Below are 19,371 nucleotides of genomic sequence, written 5' to 3'. Positions count from 1 at the left end.
CACCCCCTTTAAAAAATTATAATGTTCAAAAAATATTTATCAAAATTAGAAACCATAATAGCTTTTGCGCAATCTATGTTGACGCCAAAGCAGTTTATCTTTTTGTCCTCTGTATTAGTTGGCATTTCTGCGGCTTTTGCCGTTATCGTTTTAAAAACTTTTGCGCATTGGGTATTTTCTTTCGCCACTTATGTAAGTGGAATTTTGAAATTGGGGTTCATCAACAGTATTTTACCAATCATTGGAATTTTGCTTACCGTTTTTGTTGTCAAAAGAGTTTTAGGTGGCACTATTGAGAAAGGAACTTCGCAGATTTTATATGCCGTTGCCAAAAAAGCGAGCATTATTCCAAAAAAACAAATGTATGCTCAAATAATAACCAGCTCACTTACAGTTGGTTTAGGAGGTTCGGCAGGTTTAGAAAGTCCTATTGTAATTACCGGTGCCGCTTTTGGATCCAATTATGCTCAGAAATATAAATTAAGTTATAAAGACCGAACTTTATTGATAGGTTGTGGTGTTGCTGCAGGAATTGCCGCGGCTTTTAATGCTCCTATTGCCGGAGTTTTATTTGCTATTGAAGTTTTGTTGGTTGATGTAAGTATTTCGGCGTTTACTCCCATTATGATTGCGGCTGCGACTGGTGCATTAGTATCCGTTATAGCTTTAGACGAGACTATTTTATTATCTTTTAAACAGCAACAAACTTTTAACTATCATAATATTCCTTTTTATGTTCTTTTAGGATTATTTACAGGATTTATTTCTGTTTATTACTCCAGAAATTTTGAAAGAGTAGAACATTTTTTTGACCGACTTAAATTTTCTCCTTATAAAAAAGCATTCTTTGGGGCTTCTGTTTTGGCTATTCTAATTTTTATTTTTCCGACACTTTTTGGAGAAGGATACGAAAGTATTAAAACATTATCAGAAAATGATCCTGGGCAATTATTAAAAAACACCCTCTTTGAGGGATTTAGAAATAACAGTTGGGCCCTTTTGGCTTTTGTTGGTGTAACAATGATGCTAAAAGTTTTCGCCACAGGAATTACGCTGGGTTGTGGGGGTAATGGAGGAAACTTTGCTCCCTCCCTCTTTTTAGGCTCCTATGTTGGGTTTTTCTTTTCCAAATTTTTAAATCTTACCGGATTAACAAAATTGCCAATCAGTAATTTCACTATGGTTGGAATGGCAGGGATTTTAAGCGGTTTGTTTCATGCGCCACTAACGGCTATTTTCTTAATTGCTGAAATTACCGGAGGATACAACTTAATGATTCCTTTAATGATTGTCGCTTCAATTAGTTTTGCCATTTCTAAACGATTTGAAAAACATTCTATGGACGTGAAAAATTTAGCAAAAAAAGGACATGCTTTTACCAGTAATAAAGACACAAACGTATTATCTACATTAGATACTAATTCCATTATTCAAACGGATTATTTAACCGTTTCTCCAGATGAAAATCTAGAAAAATTAGTTGATTTAATTTCACATTCCAATCAAGTTATTTTTGCTGTGGTTGATAAAGACGGAGAAATATTAGGTATCGTACATTTTAATACCATTAGAGAAATTATTTTTAACCCATATCGCGTAAAATATACCTTGATAAAAGAAGTTATGATTTCGCCTGTTGAAATAATATCCCCCGAAGATAGTATGGAAACCGTAATGAATAAATTTGAAAAAGCGAAAGTTGTTTTTCTGCCCGTAATCAAAGAGGGGAAATATTATGGTTTTATCTCCAAATCTATTGCTCTTGAAGCCTACAGAGCCAAACTAAAATCAATGACGATAGAATAAATTATAATACTTCTTTTAACACAATCTTCTAAACTGTTCTATCGAAAGAATAAATCAAAATGGTAACTTTGCTTTTTTGCAAAAATTATGTTAGACAAAGACAATACCATTGAAGTTCAAGGCGCTCGCGTTCACAATCTTAAAAATATAGATGTTTCCATTCCTCGGGAGAAACTGGTTGTGATTACCGGTCTTTCAGGTTCTGGGAAATCTTCCTTAGCTTTTGATACTATTTATGCAGAAGGGCAACGCCGTTATGTAGAGACTTTTTCTGCCTATGCGCGTCAATTTCTGGGTGGTTTGGAGCGTCCCGATGTAGATAAAATCGACGGACTTTCTCCAGTAATTGCCATTGAACAAAAAACAACCAGTAAAAGTCCGCGTTCCACTGTGGGAACAATTACTGAGATTTACGATTTCCTGCGCTTATTATATGCCCGTGGTGCCGATGCGTACAGCTACAATACCGCTGAAAAAATGGTGAGTTATAATGATGAGCAAATCAAAAATTTGATTATTCAGGATTTTACCGGAAAGCGAATCAATATTTTAGCTCCGGTTATTCGTGCTCGAAAAGGACATTATGCCGAGCTTTTTCAGCAAATTGCCAAGCAAGGTTTTCTTAAAGTTCGAGTAAACAACGACATACTGGATATTACTTTAGGAATGAAATTAGACCGTTATAAAACACATGATATAGAAATTGTTGTGGATCGAATGGTGATTGATGATACTCCCGAAAACGAAAAACGTTTGACTGAAAGCATCAATACGGCGATGCATCATGGGGAGAATGTCTTGATGGTTTTAGACCAAGATTCAAATGAAGTACGTTTTTTTAGCAGGAATTTGATGTGTCCTTCTACTGGAATTTCCTATCAAAATCCCGAACCTAATTTATTTTCTTTCAATTCCCCAAAAGGCGCTTGTGATCATTGCAACGGTTTGGGAACGGTAAATGAAATCAATACTAAAAAGATAATCCCAAATCCGAAATTATCTATAAAAGCAGGTGGATTTGCTCCTTTGGGAGAATACAAATCCTCTTGGATATTTAAGCAATTGGAAATCATAGGTGAAAAATATGGCTTCAAATTGACGGATGCCATAGAAACCATTCCGCAGGAAGCCATGGAAATGATTTTGAATGGCGGAAAAGAAAAATTCACCATCAACTCCATAGATTTAGGCGTTGCACGAGAATATAAAATTGATTTTGAAGGAATTTCGCATTTCATAAAAAACCAACATGACGAAAGTGGATCTACAACTATAAAACGTTGGGCAAAGGAGTTTATGGACGAAATAAAATGTCCTGTTTGTGAAGGTTCCCGCTTGAAAAAAGAAGCGATGTTCTTTAAAATCAATGAAAAAAATATAACCGAATTGTGCGATATGGACATTTCGGATTTGACAGCTTGGTTCAATGACCTTAACAGTCATTTATCAGATAAACAAAAACGTATCGCCACTGAAGTTATCAAAGAGATTAAGGATCGATTGAACTTTTTGATGAATGTAGGTTTGGATTATTTGGCTTTAAGCCGAAGCTCAAAATCACTTTCTGGTGGTGAAGCACAACGCATTCGATTAGCTACTCAAATTGGTTCGCAGTTGGTTGGGGTTTTATACATTTTGGATGAACCCAGTATTGGTTTACACCAAAGAGACAACGATAAATTGATTCATTCTCTCGAACAATTACGAGATATCGGAAACTCCGTAATTGTGGTGGAACACGATAAAGACATGATTGAACGTGCGGATTATGTCATTGATATTGGTCCAAAAGCGGGAAAATACGGAGGAGAAATCATCAGTAAAGGAACACCTGCGGAAATTCTGAAACATCATACTATTACAGCGATGTACATGAACGGTGAAATGAAAATTGAAGTTCCTGCAAAACGTCGGGAGGGAAATGGAAAATTCCTGAAACTGACTGGAGCAACAGGAAATAATTTGAAAAATGTTTCGATAGAATTGCCTTTAGGCAAAATGATTTGCGTGACTGGAGTTTCCGGAAGTGGAAAATCAACTTTGATAAATGAAACGCTCTACCCTATTTTGAACGCCTATTATTTTAACGGTGTCAAAAAACCGAAGCCTTATAAAAAAATTGAAGGATTAGAACATATTGATAAAGTGATTGATATTGACCAAAGCCCGATTGGAAGAACTCCAAGAAGCAATCCAGCAACTTATACCGAAGTTTTTACCGAAATCAGAAACCTGTTTACGATGACTTCTGAAAGTCTGATTCGGGGATATAAAGCAGGACGATTTAGTTTTAATGTGAAAGGCGGACGCTGCGAAACCTGTCAAGGTTCCGGTGTGCGAACCATTGAAATGAACTTTTTACCCGATGTGTATGTAGAATGTGAAACGTGTCAAGGAAAACGTTTTAACAGGGAAACATTGGAAATTCGATTCAAAGGAAAATCCATTTCGGATGTGTTGAATATGACGGTAGATGAAGCGGTTCCGTTTTTTGAAATGATTCCGAAGATTTATAGAAAAGTAAAAACCATTCAGGATGTTGGTTTAGGTTATATTACGCTTGGCCAACAAAGCACAACGCTTTCCGGCGGTGAAGCACAACGCATCAAACTGGCGGGAGAATTATCTAAAAAAGATACCGGAAACACTTTTTATATTTTGGATGAACCCACGACTGGATTGCATTTTGAGGACATTAGAGTGTTAATGGAAGTGATTAATAAACTGGTGGATAAAGGAAATACGATTTTGATTATCGAACACAATATGGACGTAATTAAACTTGCAGATTACATTATTGACATTGGTCCTGAAGGAGGAAAAGGTGGCGGACAACTTATTGCCAAAGGAACTCCGGAAGAAATTATAAAAAATAAAAAAAGCTACACGGCGCAATTCTTAAAAAAAGAATTACTTTAGTATACATAATAAGTAAAAAAATAATTTGTGCAAATTATGAATTTAAAAGAAGCGTTCAGTACTGTCGAAAACTACTTTTCACCTAAAATAATTGGTGAAGTTAATGATCAATTTATAAAAGTGGCAAAAATCAAAGGCCAAGATTTGCCATGGCACAATCACGAAAATGAAGATGAATTATTTTACATTGTAGAAGGAGAACTTTTAATGGAAATTCAAAACGAACCTAAATCGACTTTGAAAAAAGGTGATTTATTTGTGGTGAAAAAAGGTGTAAATCATAGAGTTTCTTCCACTGATGAATGTTTAATAATGCTTATAGAATCAAAAACTACTGAACATACTGGTAAAGTTATATCCAAAATAACAAAATCCATTGAACAACAAACGTATTAAATTTGCCTAGCCCTGATAGTAATGGAAATCCTTTATTGTTTTTCTTTAAAACAATAAAGATTGAAATGAATAGCAGGAAATAGCTCCAAAAAAAAACAGAAATTAAATTATATTTTTGAAAATGAGATTAGAAGATTTTGATAATGACGAGGATAAAGTAATCCAAGACAGATTGAAAAGAAAGACGTGGAACGAAATAAGAACCAATGATAGTTGGGCGATTTTTAAAATTATGGCCGAATTTGTTAACGGTTATGAGAGTATGGGACGTATAGGTCCGTGTGTTACTATCTTTGGCTCTGCCAGAACAAAACCAGATCACGATTATTATTTGCTTGCCGAAAAAATTGCCTATAAAATAAGTAAAGCAGGCTATGGCGTGATTACTGGTGGCGGACCCGGAATTATGGAAGCAGGTAATAAAGGAGCGCATTTAGGCGGTGGAACTTCAGTGGGACTGAATATTGTATTACCTTTTGAGCAACATTACAATCCTTATATTGACAGTGATAAAAATTTGAATTTTGATTATTTCTTTGTTAGAAAAGTGATGTTTGTTAAATATTCACAAGGTTTTGTAGTGATGCCAGGAGGTTTTGGAACTATGGATGAATTGTTTGAAGCGATGACTTTAATTCAAACAAAAAAAATAGCCCGATTCCCTATTATCTTGGTTGGAACCAGTTTTTGGTCGGGATTGATTGACTGGATTAAGACGGTACTTGTAGAAAAAGAAGGCACGGTTCACGCTGAAGATTTGAATTTATTTAAAATTGTAGACACCGCTGATGAAGTTGTTGATGTTTTAGATAAATTTTATAAAAAATATGATCTAACTCCAAATTTTTAATTATAAGCTGCCTAAAAGCAGCTTATTTTATTTTGAACTAACATTTCTTCATTTAATGTTTAATAATAAGTACATTTATTTTTTATTAAATTTTAAATTATTTACTTGAAATCACTCTATAAAATCATCGTTTTAACTCTTGTTTTATTAGCTTCAATAAAACAATATGGACAACATCATTCTACAATGACTGTTGAATTGAATTCAGAAAATAAAACGCTGTATGTAGAACAAGAAATGACTTTTTTTAATCAATCAAATGATACTTTGACATCGATTGTTTTGAATGATTGGAACAATGCCTATTCTAATAAAAATACTCCACTGGCAAAACGATTTTCTGATGAGTTTTACAGAGGTTTTCACTTAGCTAAAGAGGAAGAACGAGGAAGTACCAAAAATTTGACTATTACCGATAAAAGTCATTTAGCATTTATGTGGGAACGAACAGAGAAAAACCCTGATTTTATCGTTGTTAAATTAAAAGATAAATTAATCCCCAACCATAAAATCACATTACAACTTACCTATATTACTAAAATTCCAAGTGATAAATTCACTAAATACGGTTATAATGATAAACAAGAAATAAACCTTAAAAACTGGTTCCTTACTCCTGCTCGTTATGAAAATCATGATTTTATTAGATACAGCAACAATAATTTAGATGATATCTCAAACGCAGTTTCAGACTTTGATATAAATTTGACTGTTCCTTCTAATTTAGAAGCCACTTCTGATTTAAATAATAATGCTCCAATTAAGAATAAAAGTCTTTCTATCTATAAATTATCCGGGGAGAATAGAACAGATTTCAGTCTTTTTCTCGAACCCAAATCCAGTTTTATCAGTTTTAAAAACAGCACTAACGAGGTGCTGACCAATCTTAAAGAAAATAAGCTAAGCGCCGTTCAAAAAGCAATTATTATGGACCGTGTGATGAATTATGTAACCAAGCAAATTGGCCAATATCCGCATAAAAAAATAATTGTTTCACAAACCGATTACGAAAGAAACCCCTTTTATGGTTTGAATCAATTGCCCTCCTTCTTGAGTCCGTTTCCGGATGAATTTATTTTTGAAATTAAATTTTTGAAAACTTATCTGAATACTTATCTCAAAAATAGTTTAGGATTAAATCCTAGAAATGACAACTGGATTTATGATGGAATTCAGGTTTATGCCATGATGAAATACATTGACGAAAACCATCCAAATACGAAGATGTTTGGTAGTATTTCCAAATTTAAATTATTGAAAAGTTATAATCTGACAAACTTAGATTTTAACGAGCAATACAGCTATTTTTATATGCTTATGGCACGGAAAAATTTAGATCAACCGTTAGGAGATCCGAAAAATACCTTAATAAAATTCAATGAGCAAATTGCGAGTAAATATCGTGCGGGTTTAAGTCTTTTATACTTGGATGATTATTTAAACCTGAATACCGTAAAGAATAGTATTCGTCAATTTTATCTTCAAAACAAGGAAAAACAAACCTCGAGAGATGATTTTGAAACCTTATTAAAATCAAATACCACCAAAGATATTGATTGGTTTTTCAAAACAATCATCAATTCCAGGGCTATTGTTGATTACAAATTTTCGGGCGTCTCAAGAACTTTAGACAGCATTACTTTTTCCGTAAAAAGCAAAACAGGAGTCTTGGTTCCTGTTCCTGTTTATGGTATTAAAAAAGGAGAAGTTGTTTTTAAGAAGTGGCTTGATATACCTGAAATAGACAGCAGTTTTACTATTGAGCGAAAAAGTGTTGATAAAATTGTCTTGAATTACAACAATGAAGTTCCAGAGTATAATTTAAGAAATAACTGGAAATCATTAAAAAGTTTCTATCCAAACAATCGCCCTTTCAAATTTAATTTCATGAAGGATTTAGAAGATCCTTATTACAATCAAATTTTGTACGTTCCCTCGATAACTTATAATTTATACGATGGTTTGTCACCGGGATTACGATTACACAACAAAACAATATTAGATAAACCATTTATCTTTGATATAAATCCATCTTATTCTACTAAAACTAATAATTTTTCCGGTTCTGGTTGGTTTGCAATTAACCAAAATTATAGAGAAAGCAGACTATATAACGTGAGATATTCGCTATCAGGTACTTATTTTCATTACGCCCCTGATGCTTTTTATCAGAAGATAAATCCAATGGTTCAAATGAGAATTAGAGAAGAAAATTTTAGAGACAACAGAAAACAATTAATTATGCTGCGTCAAGTCTTAGTAAACCGCGAGAAAAGCGCTTTTGTTGTTGATAATTCAACGGAAAATTACTCGGTTTTTGATGCGAAATACTTTAATTCAACAACGGAAGTGACCAATCATCTCAGTTTCACGTCGGATATACAAATCGCAAGCAAATTCGGAAAAATTGCAAGTGAATTGGAATACCGAAAACTGTTTGAAAATAATCTTCAAATCAATTTAAGATTGTACGCTGGAAGCTTTTTATACAACAAAACCGATTCGGATTTTTTTAGTTTCGCACTGGACAGACCTACGGATTATTTGTTTGATTATGGCTATTATGGAAGATCCGAAAGTACTGGTCTTTTTAGCCAGCAATTTATATTATCGGAGGGCGGATTTAAATCGAAATTAGCAACTCCTTATGCTAACCAATGGATTACGACGGTGAACGGAAGTTTTAATATTTGGAATTGGATCGAAATTTATGGAGACTTGGGTTTGGTTAAAAACAAGTATCAAAATCCAAAATTTGTTTATGATAGTGGTATTCGTCTGAACTTGGTTACTGATTATTTTGAATTGTATTTCCCTGTATATTCGAATAACGGATGGGAAATAGCGCAGAATAATTTCAATGAAAAAATACGATTTTTAGTTACTTTTTCACCAAAAACATTAATCAATCTTTTTAATCGAAAATGGTTCTAATCGATTGTTAAAATGATTTTTATTTACATAATTATCATTAAAATCGTTATTTTAATAAATATAACAAAAAAAGAAGTCCATTTTATATCAAATTTATTACAATAATTAAATTATATTTTTTTCAATGAATTATGAAAATAGCTAGTTTTTAATTAAATTTGCCTCACAAAGTTATACTTTTCAATTATGATAAAAGAAAAAACCAATTCTACGTTGACATTTGAAGATTTCAAAACCGAAGTATTAAATGACTATAGAACAGCCATAGTAAGTCGGGAATGTAGTCTATTAGGACGTAAAGAAGTATTAACCGGGAAAGCAAAATTTGGAATATTTGGAGACGGAAAAGAAGTTCCACAGTTAGCCATGGCCAAAGCTTTTAAAGATGGTGATTTTCGTTCTGGATATTATCGTGACCAAACTTTTATGATGGCCATTGGTCAATTAACCGTACAACAATTTTTTGCAGGATTGTATGGTCATACGGATATTGAACAAGAACCAATGTCAGCAGGAAGACAAATGGGTGGGCACTTTGCGACACACAGTTTGAATGAAGACGGAACTTGGAAAGATTTAACAAAACAAAAAAATTCAAGCGCAGATATTTCTCCAACGGCCGGGCAAATGCCAAGGTTGTTAGGGCTTGCACAAGCTTCAAAGATTTACAGAGAAGTTTCAGGTATAAAAAACGCAAGTAATTTCTCTGACAAAGGGAATGAAATTGCTTGGGGAACGATAGGAAATGCCAGCACATCTGAAGGATTATTTTTTGAAACTATAAATGCTGCAGGTGTTCTACAAGTACCAATGATAATGAGTGTTTGGGATGATGAATACGGTATTTCAGTACATGCAAGACATCAAACTACTAAAGAAAATATTTCTGAAATTCTAAAAGGATACCAAAAAGAAAAAAATACCAATGGGTTTGAAATACTAACAGTCAAAGGATGGGATTATGTTGATTTAGTTGCTACTTACGAGAAAGCTGCCCTTATATCAAGAGAAAACCATGTTCCGGTTTTAATACACGTAAACGAACTTACGCAGCCACAGGGGCATTCCAGTTCAGGATCTCATGAGAGATACAAGGATGCGGCCAGATTAGCCTGGGAGAAAGATTTTGATTGCATTCGCCAAATGAAACTATGGATGATAGCCATTAACATTGCGTCTCCAGAAGAAATTGAAGCCATTGATCAGGAAGCCCGAAAAGAAGTATTGGAAGGAAAAAAAGCAGCTTGGAGTGCTTTTTTAAACCCTATTATTGACGAACAGAAAGAACTTGTTTCTTTGTTGCAAAAAGTAGCAGAAACCAGTAAAAATAAAGAAACAATATTAAAATTCGTTTCTGAATTAAATAGCAATAAATCTCCTTTGAAAAAAGAAATTCTTGTTGCCGCTCGAAAAACATTACGCTTAGTGATGAACGAAGCCGGAAAAGAGGAATTATCTCAATGGATAACTTCCTATACTAAAAAAACACAGCAAAATTTTAGTAGTAACTTATTTTCTGAAACCGAATTGAATGTATTTTCAGTAGAGAAAGTTTTACCGGTATATTCAGAAAATGCTAAAGAAGACACAGATGGACGCATGATTTTGCGTGATAATTTTGATGCTATTTTTACCAAATATCCGGAAACACTAATTTTTGGCGAAGATGCAGGAAATATTGGAGATGTAAACCAAGGTTTAGAAGGAATGCAAGAAAAATATGGAGAACTCCGTGTTGCCGATGTAGGAATTCGTGAAGCAACCATTCTTGGTCAAGGTATTGGAATGGCATTACGTGGTTTACGACCTATTGCTGAAATTCAGTATTTAGATTATTTGTTGTATGCCATCCAAATTATGAGCGATGACCTAGCAACATTAAGATATCGTACGGTAGGCAAGCAAAAAGCACCTTTAATCATACGTACACGTGGTCATCGTTTAGAAGGAATCTGGCATTCCGGTTCTCCTATGGGAATGATTATTAATGCCATAAGAGGAATTCATGTTTTGGTTCCAAGAAACATGACACAAGCTGCTGGATTTTATAACAGTTTATTAGAATGTGATGAACCGGCTTTAGTAATCGAATGTTTGAATGGCTACCGATTAAAAGAAAAAATGCCGTTGAATTATGGTGAATTCAAAACTCCTATCGGCGTTGTTGAAACGTTGAAAGAAGGTCTAGATATTACATTAGTTTCTTATGGTTCGACTTTGAGATTGGTACAACAAGCGGCCAAAGAATTGATTGAAGTAGGGATTGATTGTGAGATTATCGATTTACAGTCTTTACTCCCTTTTGATATTAATCATGATCTTGTAAAAAGTATAGCCAAAACAAATCGACTTTTAGTAATAGATGAAGATGTTCCGGGTGGTGCTTCGGCCTATATTTTACAGCAAATAATAGAACACCAAGATGCCTATAATTATTTAGACAGCAAGCCACAAACTTTAACTGCAAAAGCACACCGACCAGCTTATGGCACGGATGGGGACTATTTCTCAAAACCATCAGTTGAGGATATTTTCGAAAAAGTATATGGAATGATGAATGAGGTTAATCCAGTTAAATATCCTAGTTTGTATTAAAACATAATTTTAAAAAAATTGAAATCCCATTTTTATGAATGGGATTTTTTTTGATTTATAATTAATCACTTGTTAACAAAGACTAAAATATTAAATTGGCGATCAATTATTTAGTCAACAACCATAAAAACAAATAATAGAAAAAAAAAATACTGATCTTAGAAATACTTACGATTATGACAATAGTTTCCTGCAAGAAAAAAGACAACAAACTTAAGACTTCACAAGCAGAAACGTTTACTACTACAACTATAGACGCTTCTAAAACTGATGCTTCAGGGCAGGTAAAGACAGCTCCTCAATAATAGTTGGCACAAATGGCGTCAATGTTAGTACTAAAATTGGCACCACCAAAACTATTGTAAATATTTCTGGTGGTACGGCAAAAATTGAGGTAAAAAAAATAAGATTCGGATATTCTCTTAATTAAAAGTTATAATGCCAATGTAAATTTTTTATGTTGGCATTTTTTATTTTATTTTAAGGTTTATTCCAAATAATATAAAATGAACACATTACAAACTATTTTAAAAAGTATTCATAACGTCAAAGTAATTGATGATTCTATTGTTACTAAATACTACACTCCTTTAGATTTATCCGTTTCAAATAGTTTTTTTTCAAAACAAGAAATTAGCACATCAGGCGATTTCGAAGAATTTATTGAAAAATATTTAGCAAAAGAAAATTCAAAAGTAGCTTTTGGTGGTTACAATGAAGAACGCAATTTATACAAGCGAAGTACTGTTTTTAATGATGCTGAAACAGCAGAAAGAAATATTCACATTGGATTAGATTTATGGATAAAAGCGGGAACTCCGGTACTGGCGGCTCTTGATGGAACAATTCACAGTTTTAAACACAATATAGGCTTGGGGGATTATGGTCCAACTATTATCTTAGAACACAAGATAGAAAATCAAACTTTTTATACGCTTTATGGCCATTTATCAATAGAAAGCATTACTAAAATTGAAGTTGGCACTACTTTCAAAAAAGGACAACAATTAGCAACTTTGGGTAATGCAGCCATTAACGGAGATTATGCGCCACATTTGCATTTCCAAATTATAAAAAATATAGGAGATAATTTTGGGGATTATCCCGGGGTTTGCAGCAAAAATGACCTGGATTATTATTTAGAAAACTGTCCAGATCCAAACATATTATTAAAAATCACATAAATTATGAAAAAGATAATTCTTATTTTAGTAGTAGCTTTATTTACTAGCTGTAAATCTAAAAAGGTCGGTGATGCACCAAAGCCTGCCGAAATAAAAATTGCAAAACTGATGCTGTCTGATGTTAGTGTCTCTCAAAAAGATAAAGCGTACGAATTAGGAAAAAGAGTGCTGATGACGTGCAATACTTCCAAGTTTAAACCTTTTAACGAAAGTGAAGCAATTACTTCGGTTATTCAAAATACAACCGAAGAAAGATTGACAAAAACATGCACTAAATTTCGTCAATATTACGGCACCTTTAAAGACCTACAGTTAGTCGAAATCTATAAAAACTACATTGACAAAATAATTATTTTTAGATATAAAGCTTTGTATACCAAAAAAGTGGCTAACAAAGAGCTCCGAGTATCAATGAATGAAGAAAACAAAGTTTCGGCTATTAAATCTCTTGATTGGATAGATACTTTTCAAAATAAATAATGCCAAACTGAAAAACTGGTTTCAAAATTTATTTGGAATATTAGTTTTAACTTTTTACAAAAACTCGGTACCGGGTATTACTTTGGGACAATTCAATACTACTATTACTGCTTCTACTACTAGTTTCTGAACGCTACTATTTTATTAAAATGGAATTAGTTTCCCTTTGTCGCAGTTTCTTCGTAAATTTAAAGAAAGTTTTTTTTGAGGGTTTATATGTTTAAAAAACAGCTTCCATTTAACTACTTTTTCTTTGAACACCAACATTATTGAAATTAATAATGTGTGAATTATGCAACTTTTTCTGTAAGTTATATAAGTAATTTTAACCTATTTATTCGATTTTTACATAATCAATTAAAAAAAATAATTTGAAACTATATATCAAATACATGGTTAGTAATCGCTGTAAAATGGCGGTAAAAGAGGAATTGAAAAAACTTGGACTACATTTTATTGTTGTTGATTTAGGTGAAGTTGAAATCATGGAGAATATTACTATGATTCAACGTGAGCAATTAAAAAAAGTTCTTTTAGATTCAGGACTTGAATTGATGGACGATAAAAAGGCGATGTTGATTGAAAAAATAAAAAATGTTATTATTGAAATGGTACATCATTCAACTGAAAATATCAAAGTGAATTTTTCTGATTATTTAAGTGAAAAAATGAATCATGATTACACTTATTTATCTAATTTATTTTCGGAAGTTCAAGGAACTACTATTGAACAATTTATAATTTCACATAAAACAGAAAGAATAAAAGAATTGATTATTTACGGTGAATTGAATATTACCGAAATTGCTTGGAAAATGAACTACAGTAGTGTAGCACATTTATCGAGTCAGTTTAAAAAAGTTACCGGTCTCTCCCCTTCTCATTTTAAACAATTAAAAGATAAAAGACGAAATCCAATTGAAGAAATTGGAACTTCACATGAAACAAATAATTAAAATGGAAACTTCAAGAACGCAGGATCCTCTGTATACTCGTAGTTTAATTGAAGCCAGCTTGGACCCTTTTGTAACTATTAGTTTAGAGGGAAAAATTACTGACGTTAATGAGGCATCGATAAAAATTACTGGTATTTCGCGGGCAAAATTGATAGGTACCGACTTTTCAAACTATTTTACGGAAAGAGAAAAAGCTAAAAAAGGATATGAACAAGTTTTTGAAAAAGGATTTGTTAAAGATTATCCTTTGACCATAAAACACAGCAATGGAAAATTAACTGACGTGCTGTATAATGCTTCTGTTTATAAAAATGAAACAGGCGATGTGTTAGGCATTTTTGCAGCTGCAAGAGATGTAACAGCCCAAAGACTATCATCTAAGTATTCCCTTAGCTTGATTGAAGCAAGTTTAGATCCATTAGTTACGATAAACATTAGTGGTAAAATCACTGATATGAATCAAGCGACGGTTAATATTACTGGAATAGAACGTAAAAAGCTAATTGGTTCAGATTTCTTTGATTATTTTACTGACCCCCAAAAAGCTCGTGAAGTATATCAAAAAGTTTTTGCAAAGGGATCAGTTGCTGATAGTCCGCTGACACTTCGCCATAAAGACGGTAAGTTAACTGATGTATTATTCAACGGATCAGTTTATAAAGATGACAGAGGAAATGTTTTAGGGGTTGTGATTGTCGCCAGAGATGTTGCAGAGCAAAAATGGTCAATAGAATTGCGTTCCGCTAACAAAGAACTGGCATACCAAAATGATGAAAAAGAAAAACGTGCAAATGAGTTAGTTATCGCCAATAAAGAGCTGGCGTATCAAAACGATGAAAAAGAAAAACGTGCAAATGAGTTGGTTATCGCCAATAAAGAGCTAGCGTATCAAAACGATGAAAAAGAAAAACGTGCAAATGAGTTAGTTATTGCGAATAAAGAACTGGCATACCAAAACGATGAAAAAGAAAAACGTGCAAATGAGTTAGTTATTGCGAATAAAGAACTGGCATACCAAAATGATGAAAAAGAAAAACGTGCAGATGAGTTAGTTATTGCCAATAAAGAGTTAGCGTATCAAAATGAAGAAAAAGAAAAACGTGCAGACGAGTTGGTTATTGCCAATAAAGAGTTAGCATTTCAAAATAATGAAAAAGGAAAACGGGCAGACGAGTTGGTAATTGCCAATAAAGAACTTCGTTTTCAAAACAATGAAAAAGAAAAACGTGCCGCAGAATTACTAATTGCCAACAAAGAACTTATTTTTCAAAATAAAGAAAAAGAAAAACGAAAAATTGAAAATAAAGAGCTGGAAGATTTTAGCAATTCTTTAAAATTAGCTTCACAATATTCTTTAAGTTTAATTGAAGCAAGCCGTGATCCTTTATTTACTATTAGTCCAAAAGGCAAAATAACAGATACTAATGAAGCATCAGTGAGAGTGACTGGCATTCTGCGTGAAAAGTTAATTGGTTCAGATTTCTTTGATTATTTTACCCAACCACAAGATGCTCGTAAAGCGTATCAGGAAGTTTTTGACAAAGGTTTTATTGTCGATTATGCATTAACTATAAAAGATCATAAATTAACGGATGTTTTGCTGAATGGTTCTGTATATAAAAATGAGCAGGGTGAAGTACTTGGAGTTGTTGTGGTTGCAAGAGATATTACGGATCAAAAAAGAATTGAAAAAGAATCAATAGAAGCTAGACTTTTTGCCGAATTAGCAACCGAAATTGCAGAAGAAGCAAAACTTAATGCCGAAAACGCTACAAGTATAGCAGAAGATGCAGTGAAGGCAAAACAACAGTTTTTGTCAAACATGAGTCATGAAATTCGTACGCCGATGAATGCTATTATCGGATTTACAAAAGTAGTCTTGAAAACTGAATTATCTGCCAAACAAAAAGAATATTTAACAGCGATAAAAATGAGTGGAGATGCATTAATCGTACTCATAAACGACATACTTGATTTAGCAAAAGTAGATGCAGGTAAAATGGTGTTTGAAAAAACTCCCTTTAAAATGAAGACTTCCATATCTTCAATGCTTCATTTATTTGAAACTAAAATCCAAGAAAAAAATTTACTTTTAATAAAGGAATATGACAACAAAATTCCTGCAGTTCTGGTGGGAGATCCAGTTCGATTACATCAAATAATTTTAAATCTCGTAAGTAATGCTGTAAAATTTACGCATAAAGGAAATATTACTGTAGGAGTTCATATGCTCCATGAGGATAATGAAAAAGTAATTCTTGAATTTGCAATTACAGATACTGGAATTGGTATTCCCAAAGCGAAAATAGAAACCATATTCGAAAATTTTCAACAGGCATCCAGCGGAACTTCCCGATTATACGGAGGAACTGGACTAGGACTCGCTATCGTGAAGCAATTAGTTGAACCCCAGGGTGGCAAAATCCGAGTAAAAAGTACGATTGATATAGGAACTACATTTAGTTTTACATTACCTTTTCAAAAAACAAATGCTGATGCTGAATTAGAACACGAAATTTTAGAATTAGATACTGAAATAAAAGATATAAATGTATTAGTAGTTGAAGATATTGCACTTAATCAATTATTAATGAAAACGCTGCTGGATGATTTTGGATTCAATAAAGATATTGCCGAAAATGGCCTAATAGCAATTGAAAAACTAAAAGGCAAAAAGTATGATATTATCCTGATGGATTTGCAAATGCCGGTAATGAATGGATTTGAGGCTACAGAATATATCCGCAATACCATGAATTCAAAAATTCCCATTATAGCTTTAACTGCTGACGTCACCACAGTGGATTTGGCTAAATGCAAAGCCGTCGGAATGAATGATTATATTGCAAAACCTGTTGACGAAAAAATACTATACAGCAAAATAGTTGGAATATTAAAAAAACCAAAATTAGAACAACTTAGTATAAAACTGAATAAAAATATTGAGATTAAAGATGGGGCAGAAAAAAAACAAAAATGCACTGACTTGGTTTATTTAAATCAACGAACAAAATCAAATCCGAAATTAATGATGGAAATGATTTCTCTTTATTTAGAACAAACTCCGTCCTTAATAAAAACTATAAAGCACAGTTTAGCTAAAGAAGACTGGCTCTTATTAGGCTCAACTGTACATAAAATGATTCCTTCTTTTTCAATGATGGGAATACATCCTGATTTTGAAAATATGGCAAAAAAAATTCAGGAATATGCAAATGCGCAAGAACAAAAAGACGGAATACATGACTTGGTCAATCAAATTGAAGATGTATGTTTGCAAGCCTGTAATGAATTACAAGAAGAATTTAACCTTATAAAAAATAATTAACTATGAAAAACGATACTAAAATAAAAATATTCTTAGTTGATGATGATGCACTTTTCTTAAAGTCTTTAGAAATTGAATTTCTAGAAAATGCTGATTTTACGATTGAAACTTACCCTACTGGAGAATTGTGCGTTGCCAATTTATCTAATACTCCTGATGTCGTAATATTAGATTATCAACTTGATGGTATTGTTGAAAATGCAATGAACGGATTAGAAACTTTGGATAAAATAAAAGGTTTTAATATAAATATTCCAGTTGTCATGTTATCATCTCAAGATAAAATTGAGGTAGCTATAAACTGTATGCACCACAAGGCATTTGATTATGTTGTAAAAAGTGAAACTGCCTTTGTTCGTTTGCAAAAGATTATTACTACCATTTTTAAATATCAAAAAATGGAAAAAGAATTAAGCTGGTATATGGACCGAATGTAATCCATATTCCTCTATAATTATCCTTATCATTCATCGATAAGTATTTTAATCACACTCGATTTGGTCAAATTAAAACCAAATTTATTTCAATAAAATGCATTATAAAGACACATCAGATCTAGAAATTTTATTGCTATTAGAAGCGATTTATAGAAAACATGGTTATGATTTCAGGCAGTATTCTCAAGCTCATATTCGCCGAAGAATAATGAACAGAATGGCCATTTCAGGATTTGCAGATGTTTCTCAAATGCAGTCTAAAGTTTTGAATGACGAAGAATTTGCTTCAGAACTCCTGCAGGATTTATCAATAACGGTAACCGAAATGTTTCGTGACCCAACTTTTTATCGGTCATTAAGAGAAAAGGTCATCCCTATTTTAAAAACGTATCCCTTTATAAAAATATGGCATGCTGGCTGTGCTACAGGAGAAGAAGCGTACTCAATGGCTATTCTTTTGCAGGAAGAAGGCCTGTATGACAGAACTACGATTTATGCCACTGATTTTAACCAGTTGGCATTGAACCGTGCAAAAGAAGGTATTTTTTCGAACAAAATGATAAAAGAATACACTGTAAACTATCAATTGTCTGGAGGAAAAGAATCTTTTTCAAGTTATTATACTTCAAGTTATGACAATGTGATTATGAACCAATCTTTGAAAAAAAATATTGTTTGGGCCAATCATAATTTAGTTACAGATAGCGTATTTGCTGAAGTTAACTTGATATTATGTCGAAACGTACTCATATATTTTGATAAAAATTTGCAAAACAGTGTGCAAACTCTTTTTTACAATAGCCTCATTAATGGAGGTGTTTTATGTTTAGGCTCTAAAGAAAGTTTGCGATATTCCGATTTATATTCGGAGTATCAAGAGATGGATAATAAACAACGAATATTTAAAAAGAAATATTAAATGCGTTATGAAGCAATTGTTATAGGAGTTTCATCTGGAGGCATGAATGTTTTAAAAATCATATCCGCGGCCTTACCGATTGATTTCAAAATACCAATTATTGTAGTTCAACATGTAGGGGCACATTCCGATAGCCAATGGATACAACTTTTAAATGAAAAAAGTAATCTTCATGTTAAGGAAGCCGATGAAAAAGAAAAAATAGAAAAGGGAAAAATTTACATTGCTCCGCCTAATTATCATTTGCTAATTGAAAAAGATAAAACTTTTTCACTTACAATAGACGAGCGCGTAAATTTTGCAAGACCAGCAATTGATGTTTTATTTGAATCAGCTGCTGAGGCTTACAGGAACAAATTAATAGGAATCGTGCTAACAGGCTCAAATAATGATGGCACTAACGGTATAAAACGAATAACAGAATGTAATGGTCTAACCATTATTCAAGACCCAAAAACAGCTGAATCTCCTTATATGCCCGAATCAGCTATTAGGGCTATTAAACCGGATCATGTTTTATCAATAGAGAACATAATCGCATTCTTGATAAAACTAAATTAGTAAAAA

At 32.8% G+C, this 19,371-nt stretch carries 14 protein-coding genes; all 14 read left to right on the top strand.

The annotated features are described in order from the left end of the window. The first annotated feature begins 21 nt into the window (after nucleotides 1-21). The 14 genes from ACFX5D_RS07525 (at nucleotide 22) to ACFX5D_RS07460 (ending at nucleotide 19,365) form a co-directional block, all read left to right on the top strand. Nucleotides 22-1,806: a chloride channel protein gene (locus tag ACFX5D_RS07525; RefSeq protein WP_379857627.1), complete on the top strand. Its 1,785-nt coding sequence runs from the start codon at nucleotides 22-24 to the stop codon at nucleotides 1,804-1,806. 87 nt (nucleotides 1,807-1,893) lie between these two features. Beyond that, nucleotides 1,894-4,725: an excinuclease ABC subunit UvrA gene (uvrA, locus tag ACFX5D_RS07520; protein WP_379857626.1), complete on the top strand. Its 2,832-nt coding sequence runs from the start codon at nucleotides 1,894-1,896 to the stop codon at nucleotides 4,723-4,725. A 36-nt stretch (nucleotides 4,726-4,761) separates the two neighbouring features. Then, nucleotides 4,762-5,121: a cupin domain-containing protein gene (locus ACFX5D_RS07515; RefSeq protein WP_379857625.1), complete on the top strand. Its 360-nt coding sequence runs from the start codon at nucleotides 4,762-4,764 to the stop codon at nucleotides 5,119-5,121. A gap of 121 nt (nucleotides 5,122-5,242) precedes the next feature. After that, entirely contained in the window at nucleotides 5,243-5,971 is a 729-nt protein-coding gene (locus tag ACFX5D_RS07510; RefSeq protein ID WP_379857624.1) for an LOG family protein, read from the top strand. Between the two features lie 186 nt (nucleotides 5,972-6,157). Continuing rightward, the gene (locus ACFX5D_RS07505) at nucleotides 6,158-8,905 is read left to right on the top strand and encodes a gluzincin family metallopeptidase (RefSeq protein ID WP_379857668.1); all 2,748 of its coding nucleotides are present in this window, start codon (nucleotides 6,158-6,160) and stop codon (nucleotides 8,903-8,905) included. A 186-nt stretch (nucleotides 8,906-9,091) separates the two neighbouring features. Then, a complete protein-coding gene (locus ACFX5D_RS07500; RefSeq protein ID WP_379857623.1) occupies nucleotides 9,092-11,500 on the top strand; it encodes an alpha-ketoacid dehydrogenase subunit alpha/beta in 2,409 nt (802 codons plus the stop codon). Nucleotides 11,501-11,676: 176 nt separating this feature from the next. Further along, nucleotides 11,677-11,805 carry a hypothetical protein gene (locus ACFX5D_RS07495; protein ID WP_379857622.1) on the top strand — a complete coding sequence of 43 codons (129 nt, stop codon included), beginning with the start codon at nucleotides 11,677-11,679 and terminating at the stop codon, nucleotides 11,803-11,805. 201 nt (nucleotides 11,806-12,006) lie between these two features. Then, the gene (locus tag ACFX5D_RS07490) at nucleotides 12,007-12,684 is read left to right on the top strand and encodes a peptidoglycan DD-metalloendopeptidase family protein (RefSeq protein WP_379857621.1); all 678 of its coding nucleotides are present in this window, start codon (nucleotides 12,007-12,009) and stop codon (nucleotides 12,682-12,684) included. Between the two features lie 3 nt (nucleotides 12,685-12,687). After that, nucleotides 12,688-13,164 (top strand): hypothetical protein, encoded by a 477-nt coding sequence (locus ACFX5D_RS07485; RefSeq protein WP_379857620.1) that lies wholly within the window; start codon nucleotides 12,688-12,690, stop codon nucleotides 13,162-13,164. 392 nt (nucleotides 13,165-13,556) lie between these two features. Further along, the gene (locus ACFX5D_RS07480; RefSeq protein ID WP_379857667.1) at nucleotides 13,557-14,120 is read left to right on the top strand and encodes a helix-turn-helix domain-containing protein; all 564 of its coding nucleotides are present in this window, start codon (nucleotides 13,557-13,559) and stop codon (nucleotides 14,118-14,120) included. Then, nucleotides 14,104-17,448 carry a PAS domain S-box protein gene (locus tag ACFX5D_RS07475; RefSeq protein ID WP_379857618.1) on the top strand — a complete coding sequence of 1,115 codons (3,345 nt, stop codon included), beginning with the start codon at nucleotides 14,104-14,106 and terminating at the stop codon, nucleotides 17,446-17,448. Before ACFX5D_RS07480 ends, ACFX5D_RS07475 begins: the two co-directional genes overlap by 17 nt. Before the next feature lie 2 nt (nucleotides 17,449-17,450). Beyond that, the gene (locus ACFX5D_RS07470; protein WP_379857617.1) at nucleotides 17,451-17,885 is read left to right on the top strand and encodes a response regulator; all 435 of its coding nucleotides are present in this window, start codon (nucleotides 17,451-17,453) and stop codon (nucleotides 17,883-17,885) included. Between the two features lie 94 nt (nucleotides 17,886-17,979). Further along, nucleotides 17,980-18,804 carry a CheR family methyltransferase gene (locus tag ACFX5D_RS07465; protein ID WP_379857616.1) on the top strand — a complete coding sequence of 275 codons (825 nt, stop codon included), beginning with the start codon at nucleotides 17,980-17,982 and terminating at the stop codon, nucleotides 18,802-18,804. Next, on the top strand, nucleotides 18,805-19,365 hold the full coding sequence (locus ACFX5D_RS07460; RefSeq protein ID WP_379857615.1) for a chemotaxis protein CheB: 561 nt from the start codon (nucleotides 18,805-18,807) through the stop codon (nucleotides 19,363-19,365). It begins immediately after the preceding gene. Nucleotides 19,366-19,371: the final 6 nt, after the last annotated feature.

This window comes from Flavobacterium fructosi (genome assembly GCF_042787335.1).
GTDB lineage: Bacteria > Bacteroidota > Bacteroidia > Flavobacteriales > Flavobacteriaceae > Flavobacterium > Flavobacterium fructosi.
This window is presented reverse-complemented; position numbering and strand designations above follow the sequence as displayed.